The 25,031-nt window shown below is 38.5% G+C and carries 20 protein-coding genes and 1 riboswitch; of the genes, 8 read left to right on the plus strand and 12 right to left on the minus strand.

Annotated features, from left to right (window positions below):
* Positions 1-67 precede the first annotated feature (67 nt).
* Entirely contained in the window at positions 68-859 is a 792-nt protein-coding gene (locus A37Q_RS0103015; RefSeq protein ID WP_018298794.1) for an inositol monophosphatase family protein, read from the plus strand.
* A gap of 3 nt (positions 860-862) precedes the next feature.
* A complete protein-coding gene (gene rsmB, locus A37Q_RS0103020) occupies positions 863-2,161 on the plus strand; it encodes a 16S rRNA (cytosine(967)-C(5))-methyltransferase RsmB (RefSeq protein ID WP_018298795.1) in 1,299 nt (432 codons plus the stop codon).
* Here the strand turns inward: rsmB and A37Q_RS0103025 are convergent.
* Both A37Q_RS0103025 and glnA read right to left on the minus strand, forming a co-directional pair.
* Positions 2,151-3,488 carry a hypothetical protein gene (locus A37Q_RS0103025; protein WP_018298796.1) on the minus strand — a complete coding sequence of 446 codons (1,338 nt, stop codon included), beginning with the start codon at positions 3,486-3,488 and terminating at the stop codon, positions 2,151-2,153. The genes rsmB and A37Q_RS0103025 overlap by 11 nt on opposite strands.
* Positions 3,489-3,731: 243 nt before the next feature.
* Positions 3,732-5,144 carry a glutamate--ammonia ligase gene (glnA, locus tag A37Q_RS0103030; protein WP_018298797.1) on the minus strand — a complete coding sequence of 471 codons (1,413 nt, stop codon included), beginning with the start codon at positions 5,142-5,144 and terminating at the stop codon, positions 3,732-3,734.
* A 155-nt stretch (positions 5,145-5,299) separates the two neighbouring features.
* Here glnA and A37Q_RS0103035 point away from each other — a divergent pair, with 155 nt between their 5' ends.
* Together A37Q_RS0103035 and ptsP are read left to right on the plus strand one after the other, a co-directional pair.
* Positions 5,300-5,773 (plus strand): RNA pyrophosphohydrolase, encoded by a 474-nt coding sequence (locus tag A37Q_RS0103035; protein WP_026196484.1) that lies wholly within the window; start codon positions 5,300-5,302, stop codon positions 5,771-5,773.
* 15 nt (positions 5,774-5,788) lie between these two features.
* Positions 5,789-8,053 (plus strand): phosphoenolpyruvate--protein phosphotransferase, encoded by a 2,265-nt coding sequence (gene ptsP, locus A37Q_RS0103040; RefSeq protein ID WP_018298799.1) that lies wholly within the window; start codon positions 5,789-5,791, stop codon positions 8,051-8,053.
* A 22-nt stretch (positions 8,054-8,075) separates the two neighbouring features.
* Here the strand turns inward: ptsP and A37Q_RS0103045 are convergent, their stop codons facing one another.
* The 7 genes from A37Q_RS0103045 to trpC form a co-directional block, all read right to left on the minus strand.
* Entirely contained in the window at positions 8,076-8,378 is a 303-nt protein-coding gene (locus A37Q_RS0103045; RefSeq protein WP_018298800.1) for an HU family DNA-binding protein, read from the minus strand.
* 112 nt (positions 8,379-8,490) lie between these two features.
* The gene (locus A37Q_RS0103050) at positions 8,491-9,417 is read right to left on the minus strand and encodes an arginine deiminase-related protein (protein WP_018298801.1); all 927 of its coding nucleotides are present in this window, start codon (positions 9,415-9,417) and stop codon (positions 8,491-8,493) included.
* Positions 9,414-10,715: an arginine deiminase gene (locus A37Q_RS0103055; protein WP_018298802.1), complete on the minus strand. Its 1,302-nt coding sequence runs from the start codon at positions 10,713-10,715 to the stop codon at positions 9,414-9,416. Before A37Q_RS0103055 ends, A37Q_RS0103050 begins: the two co-directional genes overlap by 4 nt.
* Before the next feature lie 10 nt (positions 10,716-10,725).
* The gene (locus A37Q_RS14500) at positions 10,726-11,802 is read right to left on the minus strand and encodes an ornithine cyclodeaminase (RefSeq protein ID WP_154648609.1); all 1,077 of its coding nucleotides are present in this window, start codon (positions 11,800-11,802) and stop codon (positions 10,726-10,728) included.
* A gap of 221 nt (positions 11,803-12,023) precedes the next feature.
* Complete coding sequence (locus tag A37Q_RS0103065; RefSeq protein ID WP_154648610.1) at positions 12,024-12,383, minus strand: hypothetical protein; 360 nt, start codon at positions 12,381-12,383, stop codon at positions 12,024-12,026.
* 16 nt (positions 12,384-12,399) lie between these two features.
* Positions 12,400-12,834, minus strand: a complete 435-nt coding sequence (locus tag A37Q_RS0103070) for a hypothetical protein (protein WP_018298805.1) — start codon at positions 12,832-12,834, stop codon at positions 12,400-12,402.
* 250 nt (positions 12,835-13,084) lie between these two features.
* Positions 13,085-13,834, minus strand: coding sequence for an indole-3-glycerol phosphate synthase TrpC (trpC, locus tag A37Q_RS0103075; protein ID WP_018298806.1), 750 nt, complete (start codon positions 13,832-13,834; stop codon positions 13,085-13,087).
* A 151-nt stretch (positions 13,835-13,985) separates the two neighbouring features.
* On the opposite strand from trpC, the gene cdd reads away from it, so the two are divergent.
* Positions 13,986-14,402 carry a cytidine deaminase gene (cdd, locus tag A37Q_RS0103080; protein ID WP_018298807.1) on the plus strand — a complete coding sequence of 139 codons (417 nt, stop codon included), beginning with the start codon at positions 13,986-13,988 and terminating at the stop codon, positions 14,400-14,402.
* Here cdd and A37Q_RS0103085 read toward each other — a convergent pair.
* The 3 genes from A37Q_RS0103085 to nrdA are packed head-to-tail and all read right to left on the minus strand — an operon-like array spanning position 14,378 to position 18,069.
* The gene (locus tag A37Q_RS0103085; protein WP_018298808.1) at positions 14,378-14,623 is read right to left on the minus strand and encodes a 2Fe-2S iron-sulfur cluster-binding protein; all 246 of its coding nucleotides are present in this window, start codon (positions 14,621-14,623) and stop codon (positions 14,378-14,380) included. The two genes, cdd and A37Q_RS0103085, sit on opposite strands and share 25 nt — an antisense overlap.
* Positions 14,624-14,625: 2 nt before the next feature.
* Complete coding sequence (gene nrdB / locus A37Q_RS0103090) at positions 14,626-15,774, minus strand: class Ia ribonucleoside-diphosphate reductase subunit beta (protein ID WP_018298809.1); 1,149 nt, start codon at positions 15,772-15,774, stop codon at positions 14,626-14,628.
* 15 nt (positions 15,775-15,789) lie between these two features.
* Positions 15,790-18,069 carry a class 1a ribonucleoside-diphosphate reductase subunit alpha gene (gene nrdA / locus A37Q_RS0103095; protein ID WP_018298810.1) on the minus strand — a complete coding sequence of 760 codons (2,280 nt, stop codon included), beginning with the start codon at positions 18,067-18,069 and terminating at the stop codon, positions 15,790-15,792.
* 173 nt (positions 18,070-18,242) lie between these two features.
* Positions 18,243-18,451: riboswitch (cobalamin riboswitch) on the minus strand.
* A 142-nt stretch (positions 18,452-18,593) separates the two neighbouring features.
* Here nrdA and A37Q_RS0103100 point away from each other — a divergent pair.
* From A37Q_RS0103100 to A37Q_RS0103110, 3 genes are read left to right on the plus strand one after another with little or no spacing between them, the layout of a single operon-like run.
* On the plus strand, positions 18,594-19,241 hold the full coding sequence (locus A37Q_RS0103100) for an alpha/beta hydrolase (RefSeq protein WP_018298811.1): 648 nt from the start codon (positions 18,594-18,596) through the stop codon (positions 19,239-19,241).
* Positions 19,226-20,161: an oxygen-dependent coproporphyrinogen oxidase gene (gene hemF / locus A37Q_RS0103105; RefSeq protein WP_018298812.1), complete on the plus strand. Its 936-nt coding sequence runs from the start codon at positions 19,226-19,228 to the stop codon at positions 20,159-20,161. Before A37Q_RS0103100 ends, hemF begins: the two co-directional genes overlap by 16 nt.
* Positions 20,162-20,219: 58 nt before the next feature.
* Positions 20,220-24,839, plus strand: a complete 4,620-nt coding sequence (locus tag A37Q_RS0103110) for an EAL domain-containing protein (RefSeq protein WP_018298813.1) — start codon at positions 20,220-20,222, stop codon at positions 24,837-24,839.
* Positions 24,840-25,031: the final 192 nt, after the last annotated feature.

The raw sequence follows: 25,031 nt of genomic DNA on the forward strand, positions 1-25,031 counted from the left end.
CTTATGATTAAATCCTGTATTATACACAACAAATTATTATATTTATAAGTTAATCGAGGAAACTTTCATGCATCCGAAGATGAATGTTGCGATCAAAGCGGCGAGGCAAGCAGGTCGCATGATTCTAAAAGCCAGTGAAAATCTCTCCAGTATTGAAGTTCATGAAAAGGCAAAAAATAACTATGTGACTAATGTTGATTTAGAAGTTGAAAAACATATTTTATCTGTATTACAAAAAGCCTTTCCAGATCAATATTACATTACAGAAGAGTCTGGATCATTTGGCAACGAAGAGAGTGATCACACTTGGATTATTGACCCAATTGATGGCACAAACAACTTTATCCATGGTTTACCGCACCATTGTGTTTCAATTGCCATGCAATTTAGAGGAAAAACAGATCTTGCAGTAATCTATAACCCTTATCTGGACCAGCTATTTACAGCAACAAAAGGCTCAGGGGCACAGCTAAATGGTCAGAGAATTCGTGTCGCCAAGCGAAAAGAATTCTCAAGTTCTTTATTTTCAGGCGCTTTGAAATACAGCTCAAAAGTATTTAAAGAATCCTACCCACAAGCGATTTTAGAGCTATACAAAGAAATCTCAGGGCTTCGCTACTCCGGCTCATTGGCTCTTGATATGTGCTATGTTGCAGCTGGCTACTTGGATGCAGTTTGGACCTCAAGGGATGCCAAAATATGGGATACTGCTGGCGCTGCGCTGATGATTAAAGAAGCAGGTGGCATGTTATGCGGCCTTGATGGTGGACTTAATTTCCTAGAAGATGGTCGATTAATTGGCGGAAATCCAAAAATTGTTGCCAAATTAACCACCTATTTGGCGCCACATATTCAATAATTCATGTCTTCTCTTACTAACCCACGTGCTATTGCCTGCACGATTATTCATGATATCCTACAAAATAAAGACTCTCTGATTCATCTAGATAAAAGACTGAATGCTTATCAGCTCTCTGAACAAAATAGAAAGCTTGTTTATCTTATTACTTACGGTGTTTTTCGCCACTATTTTTATCTGACAACCTTATTACACTCGATGCTTGAGAAAAAGACAAAAGCAAAAGTGAAAACCATGTTATTAGTTGGGCTTTATCAGCTTATTTTCATGAAAAAAGCCAAGGAAAGCAGCTATGCTATTGTCGATGAAACACTCAAGGGGCTAGATCAACTTCAACTCTCTCAAGCAAAGGGCTTTATCAACGCGCTTCTTCGCAAAATTGATAAGAATAAGCTCACGCAATATACCCCTGATACTGACGCTCCTGATTGGCTCATTGGCAAGCTCAACAAATACTACGGCGCCCAAAAAGCCAAAGAGATTATTCGCGAATCTAACCTACAGGCAAGTACCTTTTTGCGTCTTAATGAAAGGCACAACATCAAAGAAAGTCTACAGCTCCTAAGCGCGGAAAATGTCACCTATAAAGAAACTACACTTCCAAATTGTATTGAGCTTATTGGGAACTATAACATCGCGCAGTTAGCTGGTTTTCCTGAAGGGCGTTTCTCTGTACAGGATTTCTCCGCGCAATTTGCGGCACATATACTAGACCCCAAAGCAGATGAATGTATTTTAGATGCCTGTGCAGCCCCAGGCGGGAAAAGCACACACTTACTGGAAAAGTGTAAAGAGATTTCACTTTATATCATGGATAATAATGAAAAGCGCTTCTCTCGTATTTATGAAAATATTGCTCGCCTACAGCAAAGTGATTTGAATATTCACTATCTTTGTCAAGATGCAAGTTTGCCACTAGATAATACACCTCAATTTGACAAAATTCTCCTTGATGCGCCTTGTAGTGCAACAGGTGTTATTCGCAGACACCCTGATATCAAAGTGCTAAGAGAAGCTGATGAAGTAAAAGAAATCACTAAAATACAAGCTAAAATTTTGCGTAATCTATGGCTCTATTTAAAACCAAATGGTCAGCTGCTTTATGCCACCTGTTCGATTTTACCCGAGGAAAATGAAAAGCAAATTCATGCATTTCTCAGTGAAACAGCAGATGCAAAGCATGAAGATATTGCAGCTCTATCACAACAAACTAAACTCCAATACGGCTATCAGCTACTTCCTCAATCACATAAAGGGGATGGGTTTTATTACTGCCTGCTTAGGAAATCACTTATTGCATAAGTTCACGCTCTTTCTCTTTCGTTAAATCTGTAATTTTGCGCTGAATATAAAGTAATGCCTTATAAAACTCACTTCTATCTGAAGCATTGAACCATTTTTTATTAAACCAGCTAGGCCCTTCATGTAAATAACGAGCTGCTCTATGAGTAACGATCGCTTCATTTACATGATACCTCCAGTTGATTCCTTGACCTCTTGCATTAATAACGCGCCCTCCTAAATGGTGAATTTGATTCTCAATAATCGTTTCAAGCTCATCTGGAGTCTTGCACAGAGGAACTATCTCCCTTATAGCTAAAGCCCTTTCTCTATGATTAATCCTACGCCGGTTTAGATAACCAGACAATAAATTTATCATCATGCGCTTTATCTTTTCAAAATAGACTTCTGATGTCACAATTTCTGTTGCTCTCAGCGGTAATGGATATGGCTCATACAAAGAGTTTCGGTTTTGCTCCGGCTTATCATGCCCTCTGCATAGCACAATTATAACATTAGAAATTGAGAAAATACGCTGATTGTTTAAAATATCAAACAATCTACTAATACGATCTGCTGACTGCTTAGTAATCACACTCACATGGTTATGATATAATGCATCATTCAACAGATTAAAGCAGTCATTTTCAGTCTTTACAAAACTCCAATAGGTCTCTGGTATTTCATCAAGTGCTCCCCCATGGAACTTTGCATACACAGCCTCTTTTACCCTACCAGTACTAAGTTTTTCATTACCTTGCACCTCCTGTTTGACTGTTTCTTTCATCACACGATAACCATATTGACTGGTAGGGTACATTTTTGTTTCATTATTCTTATGCTCAATAGTATAGACATTTGAAACTTGTCCATTATGTTTCCCATAGGCAACAGTTCCTACAGCACTTGCAAATGTAACAGACTTAAAATACTTCCGATCATATCTGAACTTTCCTGCCACAGTTGTACCATGCCCATGCACTCTCATTCTAATTGGTGCTTCTCTTTTAATTGACTCTAGCGTTTCTTCTGTAAAAAAATAACACACCTCATTGTCATCATCTTCCACATAAAATACATTTTGTGCTGAAGTTGCTAACTGACTATTTACTCTGGGATCTTTAACTGCGCTTATTGGAAATTTATGATATGTACATGCAAAACCATTAAAGATAATCTCTCCTATTTCACAGCGTTCTAACTTAATACTCACATATCTACCCACAACAGCGTGACGAGCATTATCACTTCTCTGCTCTGCCTGTATTGGAATATTGATAGACCAATCTTCATTTTCAATTGCACTTTGAGACAGTTCTAGTGGATTTATTTCAATATCTACTGGCATTACTATTATCCATTTAAATTAATGAGTACAGCATAATAAATGAAACTTTGTTCAGGCAAGATAAGATATGCTCTTAGCATGGATTTTTTCGCCTTTATAACAATATGTATAACTTTTGATATCTACATTGGCGAACTGGATATAAATGAGCAATCTTAGACAACCTAAGCTAGCTTGAACCTAGGCCACCTAATATATTGGGAAAGTGCTTGCCCACTATCAGCAAGCATTGTGGTATAAATACTACAGACTATAGTACATTTCAAATTCAACCGGATGTGGCGTCATATTTAAACGCTGCACTTCTTCCATTTTAAGATCGATATAAGCATCAATCATATCATTAGAAAAGACACCGCCTGCTGTTAAGAACTCGCGGTCATGATCAAGGGCAGTTAGTGCTTCTTCTAAAGAAGCTGCAACCGTTGGAATATCTACAAGCTCCTCTGGTGGAAGGTCATATAAGTTCTTGTCCATTGCATCACCTGGATGAATCTTGTTTTTTATCCCATCAATGCCTGCCATCAGCATTGCTGAAAAAGCAAGATAAGGGTTTGCCATTGGATCACCAAAGCGAAGCTCAATACGACGTGCTTTTTCGCTATTAACATAAGGAATGCGAATAGAGGCTGAGCGATTTCTGGCTGAATAAGCTAAAAGGACAGGTGCTTCAAAGCCTGGCACCAAACGTTTATAGCTATTTGTTGATGGGTTACAAAATGCATTTAACGCCTTTGCATGTTTGATCACGCCACCGATATAATAAAGTGCTTCCTCTGAAAGCCCTGCATAACCATTGCCAGCAAAAATATTCTTTCCAGCCTTTGATAACGATTGATGAACATGCATCCCTGAGCCATTATCATTTGGAACAGGCTTTGGCATAAATGTCGCCGTTTTGTTATAAGCATGCGCAACATTGTGAACAACATACTTGAAGGCTTGAATTTGATCTGCTTTGTCTGTCAAGGTAGAGAATTTTGTTCCAATCTCACACTGCCCTGCGGTGGCAACCTCATGGTGATGGACTTCAACTTCCATGCCAACCTCTTCTAGAATGGTACACATCTCTGAGCGAATATCCTGCAAAGAATCAACAGGGGGCACAGGGAAATAGCCGCCTTTTACGCCAGGTCTGTGTCCTTTATTACCATTTTGTGGCAAATCATTTGAAGACCATGCGGCCTCATCAGAATGTACACGATATTCAGAACCCTGCATGTCAGATTTAAACGTCACATCATCAAAGATAAAAAATTCCGGTTCAGGTCCCATCAATACACTGTCGGCAATACCCGTTGATTTTAAATAATTCTCTGCTTTTTTAGCAATAGAGCGTGGGTCACGATCATAGGACTGCATGGTCGCAGGCTCTAGGATATCACAACGTATAATTAAAGTTGGCGCTTCAAAGAAAGGATCTAGCACCAAAGTGCTTGCATCTGGCATCAAAATCATATCTGATTCATTAATGCCTTTCCAGCCTTCAATTGAGGAGCCATCAAACATTTTTCCATCTTCAAAGAAGTCTTCATCTACCGCTTTGACAGGAATGGTGACGTGCTGTTCTTTACCTTTAGTATCGGTGAATCTCAGATCAACAAATTCGACATTATATTCATCAACCATTGATTCAAATTTAACAAAATCTGACATACATTCAGCTCCTTAGACATTATATTGAGAACAAATCACCTTGAATTAGCATTCTAACAGATTTTTTTTGAAAGTTTTAGCAAGATTTTCAAGGAAATATCAGACACTTTACGGTATGCTAGAAGGTAGTATTGAGTAGCTTTTTAGGAATGATCGTGATAGATCAAGAAGGTTTCAGAGCCAACGTTGCGATTGTGATTTTAAACAATCAAAATAAAGTGTTCTGGGGTCGGCGTGTTAACCAAAGCTCATGGCAATTCCCACAAGGGGGGCTTAATTCTGGCGAAACTCCCATTGAAGCTATGTACCGAGAGCTAAAAGAAGAAGTAGGTCTTAAGCCTCATGATGTAGAAGTGATTGCAGCAACAAGAAATTGGTTACGCTATCGATTGCCTAGATTTTTAATTCGGCGTAATTGCCCACTTTGTATTGGACAAAAACAAAAATGGTTTTTACTGCGTTTGAAGTCACCTGATAGCGCAATTAATCTGTATGCAAATAAGAAGCCTGAGTTTGATGATTGGCGCTGGGTGAACTATTGGTATCCTGCTGATAAAGTGGTTGCGTTTAAACAACATGTTTACACCAAGGCACTAACCCATTTTTTTCCTTTTATAAAACAAAAGTAAGGTGTTACGCTTAGCATGTTTTGGCAGCCACTTATAAAAATTGTTGAGTCTAGACAAGAGCTAGATGTTATGCTGTCACTTATGGTTGAAGAGCTGTGCAAACTAAGTGAGGTCAATGCTTGCAGTATTTTTACACTTGAGGAGCATGAGCATATCTATACACTGGGCGCATCCACTTTAGCCCCAAGCATCAAACATGGCATGATCTATCTTGATGCCAATGAGGACTTGATTGGTAAGGTGGCTTTAAGAGAGGAGCCTATTGCGATTGATTACACCAGTCAATCAAATGTCTACAGCATGCTCTACACGCTTTCACGAAAGCGCTTTCACTCCCTTTTTGCGACGCCGATTGTCTATAAAAGTGAAGTCATTGCCATCTTAGTACTACAGCATGTAGACAAACAGGCTATTTCAGAGTCAATTAAGACTGATATTATTACCTTTTGCGCTAATGTCTCTTTGCCATTAAATCGTGCTTTACATGCCGATGACATTCTTGAGCAAATTGAAGAAACACCAAGTAATGCATTATACTTTAACGGTGTGAGTGCAAATGATGGCGTTACCAGAGGGAACGCGTTTGCACGGTACAATATTACAGACATAGATAACATCCCTGATAAAGGCACTCAAGTAGAGGATGAGGAGACGCTTTTTATCAATGCTGTCAATGAAGTGAAAGCAAATATCACTGAGATGCTAAGGCGTGTAACCAAGATGGCTGGAGAAGATGAAGGAGCGCTTTTTGATGCCTATTTACAAATTATTGACAGCCGCAGATTCTATGATGCTATTATTAATCTAATCAGAGAAGGCATATGGGTACAAAGTGCTGTAAAACAAGTGACCCTAGAGCAAGCATCTATTTTTGAAAAAATGGATGACCCTTATTTAACCGAGCGCGCAAGTGATATTAAAGATCTTGGCAAACGCATTTTGCTTGCACTTGAGAATAAAAGCATTAAAAAAAGCCTTTATCCACAAAAGACAATCCTTGTTGCCAACGAAGTCACCGCATCGATGATTGCAGAGGTTCCAAAAGGAAAACTCAAAGCAGTAATCACAGAGCATGGCTCAGCTTATTCACACGCCGCTATTATTGCAAAAGCACTTTCTATTCCATTTATCACCAACATCAATGCCTTACCGGTAAGTTTTATCGATGGAAAAGAAGTGATTGTTGATGCTTATCGCTCACGCATCTATGTCAACCCAACAAAAGGGGTCGTGCAGGCTTATGATCGCATTATTGCTGCCGAATCACAAAAAACCTCAGAGCTTCAACTGATTAAGAATCTGCCAAGCAAAACCACTGATGATCATCTTTTAATATTAAATGCAAACGTTGGCCTCATTGCAGATTTGGATTTAGCTATCTCTCAAGGTGCAAACAGTATTGGACTTTATCGCTCTGAAATACTCTTTATGATAAGAGACCGCTTTCCAGGAGAAGAAGAGCAGCGCATTATTTATCAACAAGTTCTTTCCTCCTTTCCAAACCAAGCGGTGACGTTGCGCGTACTTGATGTTGGCGCAGATAAAACCTTGCCTTACTTTTATGAAGAAGAGCACAATCCAGCCCTAGGCTGGAGAGGCATTCGAATGATGCTCGATCAATCAGATTTGTTCCTGACACAAGTAAGAGCAATGCTAAAAGCCAGTGTTAATGTTGATAATTTAAATATCTTGTTACCGATGGTCAGCACCATTGATGAGATTAAAGAGGCTAAGACCCTTATCCACCAAGCATATCAAGAAATCATCGAGGAAGGGCTTAATATTGCTATGCCAAAAGTTGGTGTTATGATCGAAGTGCCCTCTCTTTTAATCCTTATTGATAAAGTTTTCGAGCAGGTGGATTTCATCTCTATTGGCTCGAATGATTTAACACAATACATGCTTGCTGTTGATCGCACAAATGAAAAGGTCTCTTCATTATACAGCCAGCTGAGCCCTGCTATGCTAAAGGTATTTTATTATCTTGCCAAACAGGCGCATAAGCATCAAAAGCAAATCTCTCTATGTGGTGAGATTGCTGGAAACCCACTTGCTACACCACTTCTTATTGCCATGGGCTTTGACAGCCTTAGCATGAATAGTAGCAGCCTACTCAAAGTGAAGTATGTGCTTCGCCATTTGAGTAAAAAGAGGTGTAATGCAGTTCTAAAGAAAGTGATGATGATGTCTACAACTGAAGATGTGAAAGCCTATTTGGAAAACTTTCTTATGAAGAATAATCTTGGCCAGCTGATAAGAGCTGGCATTCTAACAAATTAAAGTATACCCTAAGATAGATTTTTTATTTATTCACTGCTTCTTTTAGCACTTTTCCTGGGCTAAATTTAACAACATTTGAGGCTTTAATCTTAATCTTTTGTCCTGTTTGCGGATTACGCCCATCTCTTGCAGCGCGATGTCCAACTTCAAATGAACCATAGCCGACAAAGCTCACCCTATCTCCTTTAGCTAAAACTTCCTCCAGTGAATCAAATACGGCATTAAGCGCTTTGGTTGCATCCGCTTTTGTCAGGCCTGATTTTTCTTTCACTAGGTTTAAAAATTCATCCTTACTGTAAGATTTTACTTGTGATTTTTTTGCCATGTTAGCACTCCTTGATTGGTTTATCCTCTTAAAACATAGTGAGTAAAGAGAATATTATCAACCCAATCACCTAGTTTTTTGCCTTTTTGACAGATAATTTGTCTAAATTAGCCTAAAAAACCTCTGCCAACATACATCTAACACTGCCGCCACCTACTGTTTCAATTGTTGGAATGTCACAAGGAAGGCGCGTAACATATCGATCAATTATCTGCGTTTGCGCTTTGCTAAATGCTTGATTTGCACTTTCTGATAATAATAAAAAGTGTTTCTCTTTATCATTAACAAGCTCTAATACATTCGCTGCCATTTGATATATCTGCTCATAGCTTAAAATGATAATTTCTTTACCCATGGCCTCTAAAGCACTTTCTACATTGTCTCTTTCATCTTTATTAGCAATTGACTCCAAACATACAAAAGCAAGCTTCTCTCCTATGCTCATCATCACATTGGTATGGTAAATAGGCGCACCGGTTCGATCAACACTATGAAAACTAATGAGCCGATAGCCCAATTGATCTGTAACCTTTCTTGCCAGCTCTATATCTGCTCTTTGAGAAAGAGATAAAAATGCATATTTCTGCTGATGATCAAAAATAAATACGCCAGTCCCCTCTAGCGCGCGATTACCTGCGTTTTCCCTAAAATCCACCACCTGATAAGGCACATTCATCTTCTGCTCTAAGGCATTTTTCAAGCACGCTATCTGCACTTCAGCCTGCCTATTCTTAGAAAACATAGGATAAATATATAAATAGTGCTTCCCTAAAATAACATGGGTGCTAAACCAGTTATTTGGAAATACAGCATCAGGGGTGTGGCACTTTGGAGAATCAAGCTCAATAACATTAATACCAACAGCTCGCATTTTTTTCACCATACTGGAAAACTCATCCATTGCCAAAGCACTGATATCCAGATTGGTTAATTTGGTTTGAAACGCATTATTCACCGCTGTTTCGTCATTAAAAGAAAAATGCTGTGGTTTGACCATCACGACTGTATTTGCAATCACCCTATTTATTGCATCTATCATAATTTACTACGCTCCAACGGCATTGACATACACCTTGGGCCCCCTCTGCCACGAGAAAGCTCCGAGCATGGCATTTTATGCACGCTAACACCACGATTTTCTAAAATTTGATTTGTCATCCTATTTCTTTGATAAACAAACACTTCACCGGGTTTCACTGCTAAGGTATTTGCGCCATCACTCCACTGCTCACGAGAGCCATTGATACTATCTCTACCACCGCAGTAAATGATCTGAATATCTTTATCCAACTCATTTGCAAGTGTGTTCTCAATTGAGCCTGCAAGTAAACGGGACTCAACATTCCTATGCATACCCGGAGTTAACCTATAGATTTGCGTCTTCCCAACAATGCCTTGATGCATTGTCATCTTATGTAGATCTACTTGTGTCAATACTGTATCAAGATGCATAAATGCACGCGATGATGGGATATGAAATGCTAAAATTTTATTAATTTGATGATGCACTTTTAACTCATCATTAAAGAATAGCTCAAAAGCAAACTTCTCAATTGCATGAGCACTTGTTCTTTGAGAAATGCCAATGGCCAAAGTATGTTTATCAAGCACCAAAATATCTCCCCCTTCAATTGAAGCATTAAAGGCACTACTGTTCAGCACTTTATTGTGTTTAAAACCTGAGTGATGTTTGAATATACTTTCAATAAATAAACTCTCTCGTTTTCTGGTTTTGGCAAACATGCTATTTAAGAGCACCATGTTACCGATACTTGAAGCTGGATCACGCGTGAAATACAGATTTGGCACAGGGTTTAGCCAGAAAAGATCAGCTTTATTTACCTGTCCGTTTAAGCTGACATCTTGATAATCAAGCTCATTTTTTTTGAGGCCAGACATCAGCTTTTGAGCAAGTGCTTTACCTGAATAATCGCTTAAATGTTCGCTTAAAGCATCAATCAGCTTGGGTGTAGTGATATTCGAGACAGACAAAAACTCATGAATAAATGCTCCAGCCACTTCTTTATTTTTAAGCACATCGCCAACAAGGTCTTCTAAATACAATACATTGACACCCAAAGCATCAAGCATATTTGCAAATGCATCATGCTCTTTTTGTGCATTTTCCAAAAAAGGAATATCATCAAATAAAAGCTCATCCAAAGTTTCAGGCGTTAGATTATTCAACTCTTCGCCAGGCCTTCTTAGTAGAACACTCTTTAAGCTACCAATTTCACTGGTGATATCAATATTAATCTTAGTCATTTTTTCAGCCTTCACAGCATGCGTTTGATCCTGACAAGAAGGATTTATTATCTCGATTGCATCTTGATTCATCATCTTATCCTTATAGCGCTTCTTCTTTTGATTGAATGGCTAAAGCCGGATCTTTTGGATTAGCATGATTCAACACTGAAAATAAATCTTTTGGATCTGATAATGTCGGAATCATATTAAGTCCTGTGCCTATATCGTATTTTTGAGATAACTCATAAGTTAATTTAAGCGCTGAAAAATCTTCAAGCGCAAAACCCACTGAGTCAAATATTGTGATCTCCTCATCAGATACACGCCCTTTTTTATCTCCATTTAAAACTTGCCATAGCTCTGCATACACTATTTTTTGCGCTTCTTCTTCCGTGAGTGTTTGAATTTCTCCTTCAATAAAAGATTGCTCAAAAAACTCCACCACAACCTTAGCTCTTGGTAAAATGCTATGCTCAAGCTCTGTTTTTCCCGGGCAATCACCACCTAAGCCATTAATGTGCACGCCTTCTTTTACCCAAGCATTTTCAATCACTTTGGCATGCGCCTTACACGCTGTACACACGGTAATAATATCTGCACCTTTCACTGCCTCTTCATTGGATGAGCAAGGAACAAGCTCAAAGTCATATACAGACATATTTTTATAAAAACGCTCCATCGCTTTTGGGTCAATATCATGATAGCGAATCGTTTTAATATCACGCACAAGCGAGGTCGCTAATGCTTGAAAATCACTTTGTGCACCAGTACCAATAAGCGCAAGTGTTTTAGCATCTTCTCTTGCCAAGAAATCTGTTGCTAAAGCAGAGGTTGCGGCTGTTCTTAGACCTGTTAAAACAGTCATTTCAGAGATTAATAACGGATGACCATCTGACACCTTAGAGAGCTGACCTGTTGCAATAATCGTTTGTTTGTTCTCAAGCGGATTTTTAGGGTGACCATTGACATACTTATAGGCAAATAGCTCTTTATCTGCCGTTGGCATCAACTCAATCACACCATCTGGCACATGAAATGCTGGGCGTGGAATTTTATCAAACTCCTGCCAACGAACAAAATCACTTTTAACCGTTGCCATCAAATCCAACAAAAACTGCTTAAGCGTATGCCTTTTCACCAATTGTGATAGATTTTCTACAGATATTACTTTGATCATATACATTCTCCCCGAAAGTTCCGTTAGTTTATCCTATCAATCAACCCTGAGATAGGTTTTAGCTGTAAAATTTAATCAAGAGAACTATAAAATTAATTTTACTAAAGTTCAAATAAAAGGGAGAAAATTGTCAGAAATAAGTTTGATATCATGTCGTAACTATGCCAGTCAAAAGTGATTTTAAGCTGTTTTATCTATGTGCTATAACTGGCATGCATGGTTTAGCTCCAACCTGAGACTTCATAGCCCTTTTTCTTCAAGCAAATCTCAACATAGCGCTTCATATTCTCCTCGGTATTGGAGGTACTTGCCAGTGCTGCATTATCTCCAATGCGACCTGATTGATATCCATTAGTGGCTGTTCTAGCAACACTTGCCACCATGGCTACTCCAATAAATACATCCCAAGCAGTTTCACCTGCCGTTACTTGGTCTTCTGCTTGTGCTTCACAGACCTTAAAATCTATCATCGCCTGCTTATTACCAACTTTTTGATAGTATTCATTTGGGTAAAATTTCGGTTCAGTTGCACAGCCTACAATTAAAATACTTGAAATAACCACTAAAATTGCTTTTTTCATGATATTTCCTCCCTGACTAACACTTAATTTCATCTAGCTGAATACTTACCACGCCAATATTCACATTATCACGTGAGTTAACAATAATTTTTAATGTGTGCCCGCTGTATAAATCATACACACTTTTGTATTTCTTCTTGGTATCGCATAGCGTTTTTTGTAAGCTAAGCCCCATGTCTTTAGCGCCTGCAATAACATCTTTATCTGTAAACTCAGAATAATTTTCATTAATATGGGTAATAAGTACAATCGTTTTACCTTGTAAGTACCTTGCATCAATCGATGGATCTGAAAACTCTAAAGATGAAAGCAAAAGCAGTGTGTCTTTTGCTACTGTTTGTTTTGGCACAGCCGTTGCCTTAATTCCTGAGGCACTGTAAATAACACTTGCAAATGAGGCACTACAAACCACCCCCAAACAGCATAATACTTTCAACAATAATTTTCGCATATCTATCTCCTCTACAAACATGATTGAAAGTTTAAATGGCCTTTTAGAGTGTAGAGAAATATATGAAGATAACAAATTTTGCCGAGTATACATTATGTTGATATTAAAATTTGCAAATAATGCCAGACTTGACTAGTCACATTACTCTTTAAATCTGGGCATGGTGACAAGAGAGTATTTGCTTAAGCTAAGAACTTATCACAAGTTTTAATTTAGCACTATGGGCTCCCAAAATTGGATTTTCCCCTTTTTATGGATGAATCGCACTTTGTAAAAAAGCCTCTTTATCTTTGGCGCGCATCAAGGCTGTTCCGGCAAGCACACCATCATATTGGGTGGCATAAAAATGCAAATCTGCTGGTGTTTTTGCCCCAGATAAACTTAATAGCATCACATCATCAGGGACAATTTTTGCCAAGCGCTCAATGTTCCCCATATCCATTTCTAAGGTGTCTAAATTTCGATTATTCACCCCAATGATTTTTGCCCCAACCTTAAGCGCACTTTGCATTTCACTTTCATCAAACACTTCAATAAGCGCATCCATACCCAAATCGCTCACGCACTTATAAAGCATAGCTAGTTGCTGCTCATCCAGACAACGCACAATCAACAAACAAGCATCTGCGCCAGCTGCTCGCGCATGATAAATTTGTATTGGATCAATAATAAATTCCTTACAGAGAACAGGTAAGTCACACACTGATTTCACTTTTTTAATATCATCAAAGCTGCCACCAAAAAACTTATTATCAGTTAGAATAGACAAGGCTGAGGCACCGCCTTTTTGATACGCTTTTGCGATTTCCTCTGGATGATAATTTTCATCAATCACCCCTTCAGAGGGTGATTTTGATTTAAGCTCAGCAATAATAGGCACACCAGAGGAACTCAGTTTTTTAGCAAAATCCCCATTCGCATTTGTGAGCATATCTTGATTCAGCTTAGGCAAATTTACGATTTCCTTTCGCTTTTGATCAATGATTTTTTGTAATACCATAATGTTCTATCAGCTTATCTACCATTCAAGTCATCATATCATATGCACTTTTGTAACGTTACAGTTATTTTTGGAAAATTCACCTACTTATTTTGATCTATTGCTATAAAGCGCTTATACTATCTCCCCGTTTATAGCACAGTACACTTTCATGACAGAACAGCATACTTTCAGCCATCATGAGTTAATTAATGCCGCAATATCAGGCATTAAAAACACCTATACACCTTATTCCAATTTCCAAGTGGGCGCTGCCATTTTAACCAATAACAATCAGGTTATTACGGGCGGGAATATTGAAAATGCCGCTTATGGTCTTTGCATGTGTGCTGAGCGAGTTGCAATCTTTCGCGCTTATGCTGAGGGGTTTACTAAAGATACGCTTAAAAAAATTGCCATTGTTGCGGATACTCAAGAAGCTGTGAGTCCGTGCGGATCGTGCCGGCAAGTAATGCAAGAGCTTCTCCCTTCTAGCGCAACTGTGATTCTATCTAACCTATCTCAAAATAACATCAAAGAAACCACAGTTAAAGCCTTACTACCCTATCCATTTGCCAACTTAACATAGGCCTTAACCTTGGCGATACAAATTAAAACATCATCTTTTTTTGTCATGGCAAATGGCGTTTCTTCATAGTTAATCTCGCCCGATAAAAGCTTACATCGACAAGCGCCACAAATTCCATTTCGACATTGGAAGTTCATAATAAACCCTGCCACTTCAAGCGCCTCTAATACGCTTTGCCTTGCTTTAATCGGAATCTTTTGCCCTTGATATTCTATGTGCATATCTATAACTCAAACCCTTTAAATGCATTGTCACCTAAGGAGCTTTCCACCTGACCAACAAGATAAGAGCTAATCTCAGTTTCTTGCGGTGCAACTTGGACATTATCTGAGTTTAGATAACTATTAATCCACGGTATTGGATTGGACTTAGGCGTATCTTTATTGTCATATTCAAGGGAAATAGCCGCCATTCTCTCTTTGGCAATATAATCAACATACTGGCAAAGAATCGCCTCATTTAAGCCTAGTATCGAGCCCTTTTCAAATAAATATTTTGCCCATTTTTTCTCTTGATCAATTGCTTCGAGAAAAATTGCCTTTGCTTGATTTTGATAACGGTGCGCAATTTCAGTTAACTCACTGTCCCCATCACTTCCACTTTGAATAATATTAATCATGTGCTGAGTGCTTGCCAAATGTAACGACTCATCTCTGGCAATCAGTTTCATTATCTTTCCCGAGCCCTCCAACTTTTTTTGCTCAGAGAAGGCAAAAGTACAGGCAAAGCTCACATAAAACCGTATCGCCTCCAGCGCATTAACAGCATGAAGCGCAAAATAAAGTGCCTTTTTCACTTCATAGCGATTGACTCTAAAGCTCTCCCCACTAATCACAAAATCGCCCTCACCTACACTTTGCAAGAGCTGTGTTTTCAAAATCAAATCATCATAGTATCGCGTGATATCCTGAGCGCGTGCTTTAATATTCTCATTGCCAACAATATCATTAAATACAATCGATGGATCATCTAACATCGAGCGCACCATGTGGGTATATGAACGACTATGTATCGTCTCTGAAAAGCTCCAAGTTTCTATCCATGTTTCAAGCTCAGGCAATGAAACCAAAGGCAAAAAGGCAATATTAGGACTTCTGCCTTGAATAGAATCCAAGAGTGTTTGGTATTTTAAATTTGATAAAAAAATATGCTTCTCAACATCACTAAAGTGCTGAAAATCAACACGATCTTTGGAGAGATCCACTTCTTCTGGACGCCAAAAAAATGACAACTGTTTTTCAATCAAGCGCTCGAATATGCTATGTTTTTGCTCATCAAAGCGAGAAACATTGACAGGTTTACCAAAAAACATTGGCTGGGTAAGCGCATTGGTTTGATCGATTTGAAAGGTGGTATAACTAAATTGGTTCATATGTTCTCTCTTACATTAAATCTTACAAGCACCTGACTCACACTCATCAAATGCTTGGCTATCAGTTGCGGATTTTTTAGCTTGGTCGGCATTATCTTTGGTATTGTGATAGTAAAGCGTTTTCAAGCCATACTTATAAGCAATTAAAAGATCACTTAGAAGTGTTTTCACAGGAACCTTATGCTCAGGGAATTTTTCTGGGTTATAGTTTGTATTTGCCGAAATTGATTGATCGATAAACTTTTGAATAATGGCACACAGTTGTAAATAGCCTTCATTATTATCAATCTCCCATAACAGCTCATATTGATCCTTCAGCTTTTCTATCTCCGGCACAACCTGCTTTAATACACCATCTTTACTCTGCTTGATGGAGATAAGTCCACGCGGTGGCTCAATACCATTGGTTGCATTGGATATTTGTGAAGACGTTTCAGAGGGCATAATCGCTGAAAGCGTAGAGTTTCGAAGACCGTGCTTCTTGATACTCTCACGCAAATACTCCCAATCAAGATTTAACTTGTGCGGGCAAAATTCATCTACTGCCTTTTTATAGCTATCAATTGGCAATATCCCTTTCGCATAACTTGTCTCATTAAAAAGACCACAAGCACCTTTTTCTTTTGCTAATTGATTAGAGGCTTTCAGTAAATAATATTGAATTGCCTCGAAGGTTTTATGCGTTAATTCATTTGCACTGCCATCGCTGTATTTAAGCTGATGCTTTGCCAAATAGTAGGCAAAGTTAATGACCCCAACACCAAGTGATCTTCTGTTTTCAGATGAAATTTTGGCAGCCTTAAGTGGATAATTTTGATAATCTAACAAGTTATCCAATGCCCGAACAGCTAAATCAGCTAATGACTCTAACTCATCTAAGCTTTCAAGTGCGCCTAGATTAAATGCTGAGAGTGTACAAAGTGCAATTTCACCTGTTTCATCAAATATGTCTGATAAGGGCTTTGTTGGCAAAGTAATTTCCATACACAAATTAGACTGCTTAATAGGCGCATATTTTGGATCAAATGCTGAGTGGGTATTACAATGATCAACATGCTGAATATACACACGTCCTGTTTGCGCACGCTCTTGCATCAAAAGGGAAAAAAGCGCCGTGGCTGAAATGCGTTTTTTGCGAATAGTATCATCTTTCTCAGCTTCACAATATAAACGCTGAAATTCATCTTGATCTGCAAAAAATGCCTCATACATCCCCGGGACATCAGAGGGTGAGAAAAGGGTTATCTCCTGTTGCTCAATCAACCGCTGATACATAAGCTTATTAAGCTGTACCCCATAATCAAGGTGGCGAACTCTGTTCTCATCAACACCACGATTATTTTTAAGCACTAACAATGACTCCACCTCCAAATGCCAGAGTGGGTAGAAAAGCGTTGCAGCGCCTCCTCTTACGCCCCCTTGTGAGCAAGATTTTACTGCCGTTTGGAAATGTTTATAAAACGGAATGCAGCCCGTATGAAGCGCTTCACCGCCACGAATTTCACTGCCAAGTGCGCGAATTTTCCCCGCATTAATACCAATGCCCGCACGCTGAGAGACATATTTAACAATCGAAGAGGCAGAGGCATTAATGGAATCTAAAGAGTCATCCGTATCAATCAATACACATGAGCTAAATTGTCTTGTTGGTGTACGCACGCCTGCCATAATCGGCGTTGGCAGTGAAATTTTAAATTGACTGACCGCATCATAGAATTGCAGCACATAATCCATTCGCCTAGTCGACTCATAATTGGCAAAAAGTGCTGCACTTACGAGCATATAAAGCATTTGTGGTGTTTCATACATCTGGCCTGTCACACGATTTTGCACCAAATATTTCCCCTGCATTTGATTAATCGCCGCATAAGTGAAGTTCATATCCCGCCAATGATCCATATGCCTGTTCATTTGATCAAATTCATCTTGTGAGTAGTCTTTTAACAAATGCTCATCATACTTACCCAGTTCAATAAGATGTTTCACATGATCATATAAATGTGGTGGCTCAAATTGCCCATAGGCAAGCTTTCTTAAATGAAAAACCGCCAAGCGTGCGGCCATATATTGATAATCTGGGGTATCTTCAGTGATTAAATCGGCCGCTGTTTTAATGATAATGGCTTGAATATCAGCCGTTTTCATTCCCTCATAGAGCTGTATATGTGATTTTAATTCCACCTGAGAGACTGACACACCCTCTAAGCCCTCAGCTGCCCACGTAAGTACTCTGTGAATTTTATCTAACATCACAGGCTCTAGAGAGCCATTTCTTTTCATTACATTAACTTGCATGCTTACCCTTAAATTGCATTGAATTGATTAGATAGCTAAGCTTTCACAAAACAGCCAAAGTCAGTGAATATCTACAATAAGAGCCTGAAATAGAAATGATATTACGTGCGAGCGCACATACCTTTGGGTATTGATTCATGGCCTTGTTCCTCGAAAGCTTAAACATACTCATTGCTGAGATAATAACCATGGCAGGTATTCGGGCTTATGGACAGATTTTGCCTACTTGACACGGCTTCCCAGGTCACCCCAGTGCCAAAGTGTGTCTTTCGTTTCCATTTACCGCTGCGGGCCAGCTCTGGATTTACACCAGATTCCCTCTTGCGATGTTTTAAAACTTAACTTGAAAGTAATAAAACAAACCATCGTTCATTACGCTTTTAAGTGTAATTAAAATTCCACCACTTTGCCAGTGAAGAATCAGTTGATCTAGATCAAACTTGCTAACTTATCAGCACAGTAACCCTTAGCTTAAGCATAAGAATTTGTTACACTAGAGCCATCTTAACTATCGACTTTTAACCATGAAAACACTGAGTATTTCAGGCAGAGAGGGCAAAATTGAAGCACTGTTAGATGCGCCCAAAGTAAGCGCATTTGACGATATTAGCGTTGTCAGCTGTCACCCTCATCCACTTTATCAAGGGACGATGCATAACAAAGTGATCAGCACCATCTCACGGAGCTTTAATACCCTTGGCATCGAGGTCATTCGCTTTAACTATCGAGGTGTCGGTCAAAGTGAAGGAGTATATGGACAGGGTGAAGGCGAAGTTGAGGATGCTTTAAGTGTGATTGATTTTATTCGTCAAGAAAAACCAAAGCAAAAGATTATTCTTGCTGGCTTTTCTTTTGGTGGCGCTGTTGCTTATAAAGCACAATCGAAGCGGGATAATATCCTCTCTTTATTAACCATCGCTCCTGCTGTGGTGAACTTTCCTCTTAAGGAGTTTCAAGTACCCTCAATGCCTTGGTGCGTTATTCAAGGCACGGATGATGAAGTAGTCGATCCAACAGCGGTTTTTAGCTTTAGCGCACTTGAGAGTAAAGCACCTTGCCATATCATCAAACTGAATGAAGTTGGGCACTTTTTCCATGGGAAACTGATTGAGCTTAGAAATGAAATTAACGCATATTACCAACCAAGGTTACCATTATGGAACAACAAATAAACACCAACAAAGTCGAAGAAGTTAAACACTATCTATTAACCTTACAAGATACCATTTGCGAAGAACTTTCCACTGTTGATGGAAAAAATTTTCAAGAGGATAACTGGCAGTATGATAAAGGCACAGGAGGTGGTCGTACACGCGTATTAGAAAATGGCTATGTCATTGAAAAAGGTGGGGTGAACTTCTCTCACATTCAAAGTGAAAAACTGCCACAAGCGATATTAAAAATGAAGCCTGAGCTACAAGGTTATCGCTTTCAAGCTATGGGCGTTTCTTTGGTCATTCACCCTTTAAACCCTTATGTGCCAACCTCACACATGAATGTGCGGTTTTTCCTTGCTGAAAAAGAAGGTAGTAAACCCATCTGGTGGTTCGGTGGCGGCTTTGATTTAACGCCATTTTATGGATTTGAAGAGGATTGCATCCACTGGCACCAAATGGCATATGATGCCTGCAAAGACTTTGGTAAGGATGTTTATAACAACTATAAAAAACAGTGTGATCAATATTTCTACCTCCCACATAGAGATGAATGCCGTGGTGTCGGTGGCTTATTTTTTGACTACTTGAGTGAATGGGGATTTGATAAGTGTTTTTTATTTATGCAATCTGTTGGCAACTACTACATCAAAGCCTATTTACCCATTATTCAAAAAAGAAAAGAGACACCTTATACCCAAGAAGAAAGAGATTTCCAGCTTTATCGTCGTGGACGTTATGCTGAATTTAATCTTGTTTATGACAGAGGCACGCACTTTGGTCTTCAATCAGGTGGGCGAACAGAATCTATTTTGATGTCAATGCCCCCCCTTGCCAAGTGGCTTTATAATTACGCCCCAGAGGAAAACTCTAAAGAAGCCAAACTGTATACAAACTTCCTGCCCATAAAAGATTGGATTTCACCGGCGAATCACTAACGAAATCCTCACTTTTGTATATAATTGAAATATCATCCACTGTTGGAATAAAGCCACCATGGCAGAAAAAGATAACAAGGATATAAAAAAAAATAGTTCATTACATTATTACACCGTTGGCATTGGTGCCTCAGCAGGTGGATTGGAAGCGATTCAAAAGCTTTTTGCAAACATCCGTGAGGCAGATAATGTTGCCTATATTGTTGTGCAGCATTTATCTCCTGAATTTAAAAGTTTAATGGATGTTATTTTAAAAAACTATACACCCCTTCCGATTAAAGTTATCAAAGATAAAATGAAAATTGAACCGGGGAATATTTATCTGTTGTCATCTAACCATATTATCCGCATTGAAAATGAGCGCTTTATTCTAGAGGAATATGGAGCCTCTCGCTATGAATCTTACCCTATTAACTCTTTTTTAAACTCACTTGCCAAAGCATATAAAGATAAAAGTATTGGCGTTATTCTCTCTGGGACTGGCTCAGATGGTTCCATTGGTGTTCAGACGATTAAAAAATTTGGTGGCATTACATTGGCTCAATCTGTAACAGAGGCAAGCTTTGATGGCATGCCAAAGTCTGCTCAAGATACTGGCGCTATTGACCTTGTACTCCCCGTAAGTGAAATTGCTGATACCATTCACTCTATTATCATTGATCCTGATTATGCCGAAGAGTATTTCAAAAAGGCTGATGATGAGGAAGAAAAAGAGTTTAATGCGATTATTGAGCTGTTGTCAAAGCACTTTAAGATTAATTTTTCCTGTTACAAACGTGGCATTATCTCACGTCAGATTAAAAAGACGATGATGCTGCATAAGATTAAAACTGTCACTGAGTATCATAACGCTTTGGAAAGCTCCAAAAAAATGCGTGATGAGCTTTATCAAAAATTTTTTATCGGCGTGACTGAATTTTGCCGAGATCATGCTGCATTTGATGGCGTGGAGAAATATGTCTTTCCTCATTTATTAAAAAATCATGCTACTAAACCACTTAATGATACCACTTTACGCTTTTGGGTTGCTGGTAGCTCTACTGGTGAAGAAGTTTATACGCTGGCCTATTTGTTTTTAGAGTTTTTGGAGAAAAATGCTCAGGAAGATCTGTCCTATAAAATCATCGCTACCGATATCAATCAAAGAGCCATCGATATTGCTAAACAAGGAACCTATCCAAAAAAAGCCTTTAAATCACTACCTGAAGATGTGATTAAAAAATACTTCACTGAAACTGCTAACGAATATACAGTTGTTCCTTCGCTTCGCCATCGTGTTATTTTTGTACAACATGATCTTTTAAGAGACCCTCCTTTTTTGCATGTTGATTTAATTCTATGTAGAAATGTACTTATTTATATCAAACCTGAGTTTCAAAAGGAAATTATCGAGCGCTTCACACATGCACTTAATTTAAATCGATTTATTATGTTAGGAGCAAGTGAGTCTGTTGGTGTGTTAAGTAACTACGATTTAATCGATAGTAAATGGAAAATATATAAAAAGACCTCACAGATTAAAAAATCTAAGTACAGTGATAATGTGTTAGAAAAAATTTCTCAAGGCAATGTTAAATTCCCACATATCACCCATGAAGCACTTGAAAATTTTGATAATTTATATCAATTCGATGAAGAGTCTAAAGAGAAAAAAAATCTAACCGAACAGCTCTACCAAGAAATGCTTGCCTGCTTTGGCATCGTTGGTTTTATTATTGACAGTCGAGATCTTTTAATCGGTATATTAGGCAAGGCAAGCCAATACCTTAACTCAAGTGCTATGCAAGGTGTGATCTCAAATTTAAAAATCACCAACGCCATTTGTAAAGAACTTAAAGAACCTATTTCACAGTTGATTAATATTAACGGAGACACAAAAAATACAGCTAAAAGCGCTAAAGCAACATTTACAAACCAAAATATGCAGCAAACCCTCTTACTTGAACGCTATTTTTTACATCATGACAATCTTAGTTATTATTTAATTCAAATCTCTGAGATAGAAGACAACCTCCCAGATCAAAAAAGCACTGTCCATACACTACATACAAACAGCCGAGAATATGAACTTGAAGAGCGTAATCTACAACTACAAAGAAACTTAGATATACTAACTAAAAAGCACTCTTCGATGCGCCAAGATTTCATGTCATTTAACGAGGAGCTACAATCTGCAAACGAAGAGCTACAATCTGCAAACGAAGAGCTCTATTCAGTTAATGCTGAGTATCAGCAAAGCATTGAAAAGCTGCAACTTCTTAATAACAACATGGATAACTTACTATCTAGTACGCATGTTGGCGCTGTTTTTCTCGATCGAGAGCTCAAAATACGCTTTTATACCCAAGCAGTAACCCAGATTTTCGATTTACTTGAGTCTGATGTAGGTCGGTCAATTAAAAACTTCAATCATGCTTTAGTTTTCCCTGATATGCTAACACATATTTACAATGTCCTTAACACACATGAGCCATTTTCAAAAGAGGTAAAATCCAAAGAAGGAAAATCCTTTCTTGTCCGTATTTTACCTTACCTTTCTGAAAGTAGAGAAGTCTCCGGTGTGATTTTAATTGCCATTGACATTACCTCTTTACAACAGACCAAACATCAGCTAAAGATTTCTGATGAGTATCTAGCACTTGCACTTCAATCAGGAAAAATGGGCATTTGGCGTTGGGAGTTGGGTAATGATATTTTCTATGTTGATGGCATGATTATGAGCATTTTTGAGCTTGAAGATGCAAGCTCCCTTAGCTCTTATCAGAAGTTTGAAAGCTTTATTCATCCCGATGACAAACAACGTATCCATCAAGAGATTCACTCTGCAATCGATAATAAAAGCATCCTCAATTGCGATGTACGTATTGTCCTTCAAGGTAAGGTTAAGTATTTACAACTAAGAGGCAGCACACTACACGAAACTGAAAATAGAACAAAGCTTATTACTGGCGTTTGCTGGGATATCACTGAACGTGTGTTACTGGAAAAAACGGCTATTGATACCGAAAGCCGGAAAGTATTACTCGATGAAATTTGTGATGGGTGGTGGGATTGGAACTTAAAAACAAACGAAGAGTATCTCTCCCCTAGATTTAAAGCTATATTAGGGTATAAAGACCATGAACTCCCTAATACTGTCGAAAGCTGGCAAAAAACCATCTTTCCTGAAGATTTAGAGATTGCGGTTGATAATTTTAATAAACACATAGAATCGGATGGAAAATACCCTTATTATCAACAAGTACGCTATAAGCACAAAGATGGACACACTGTTTGGGTTATCTGTCGAGGAAAAGGCATTAAAGATGCTTCTGGCGAATTTGTTCGCATGGTTGGACTTCATAGTGAAATCACGCATTTAAAAGAAAAAGAAAATACATTTGAGCAACAAGCCAACTCCGATTACCTCACAGGGTTACCCAATAGACGCCAATTTATCTCTATGCTTGAACAGGATCTGAAATATACAAAAAAAGATGACTTTTTTGCATTAGCCGTTGTTGATGTTGATAACTTCAAGCAAGTGAATGATGCCCTTGGTCATGATAGAGGCGATGAGCTTTTGATCTCTATTGCCGAGTACTTACAATCATCTTTGCAAGAAGGAGATTATGTTGCCAGAACAGGTGGAGATGAATTTTCTATCGTATTAAAAACCCCCTCGTCGAAAAAAGAAGTCGCTACTATCGCCACAAAAATCATCTCCAATACAAAGAATATTCAATTCAACCAACACCATAAGTTAAGTATTACATTAAGCCTTGGGTTTGCACTATACCCACACGCAGGGAAAACGCCTAATCAACTTATCCGGCATGCTGATCTTGCCATGTTTCAAGCAAAAGCAAAGGGGAAAAATCAATTTGTGATATTCAATGAGCATATCCATGCACAAAAGCAAAGGGAGAACCTGCTTGAAGTTGAACTAGGTCGAGCTATTGAGACCAAAGCGCTAAGTATCGCCTATCAACCCATTGTTTGCGCTAGATCACAAAAAATAAAAGGGCTTGAGGTGCTTAGCCGGTGGACACATGAGAAACTAGGGGAAATCCCTCCAAGTGAGTACATTCCCATTGCCGAAAAATCACAACTTATTATCCCTTTAACTAAGCTATTATTTGAACAAATTGCAGATGATTATCAAAAATTCAATACTCTTTCATTCTTTGATGATGCTTTTATTACCATCAACATTTCAGCCAAACACCTACAAAATACTTCATTTGTCACAGGGGTGAAGAAACTAATTGATACGGGTGTTAGGGCTGAGAGCCTCATTTTAGAAGTAACTGAATCTGCTCTAGTTGAATATTTAGAAGTGATTCAAGCCAAACTATATGACTTACAATTATTGAAGGTTAGAACTGCAATCGATGATTTTGGAACAGGCTACTCATCACTACAGTATCTAAAAGATTTGCCGGTTCAGGTATTGAAAATTGACCAAACCTTCGTCGCTGAGCTTTGCCAAAATAAATACAATGAGGCGATTGTAAAATCGGTTGTAAGCCTAGCACAAACACTGGGGCTTAAAGTTATTGCTGAAGGGGTTGAGACAAAAGAGCAATTTGAATACCTGAAAAATATCCACTGTGATATGTTACAGGGATATTATTTTGCAAGACCAATGTATCTGAAAGACTGTTTAGAGTTTATTCGAAAATATCAGCCCAAATGACAAGGACACAAACATCCATAGCTTATGTTCCCTAATTACGCGATAGATGGGGGCTATCCGCAGACTAGGCCAGCAAGGCATGCATAAAATGGGGGTATATTCACACCAAGCTTATTTGTGTCCAGTGAAGCTAAAGCATACTCAATAGCAACAATCACGTCTACATTCTCACACAAAAAGTATCGAATGGTT

The organism is Fangia hongkongensis FSC776 = DSM 21703, from assembly GCF_000379445.1.
In the GTDB taxonomy this organism is placed as follows: Bacteria; Pseudomonadota; Gammaproteobacteria; order Francisellales; family Francisellaceae; genus Fangia; species Fangia hongkongensis.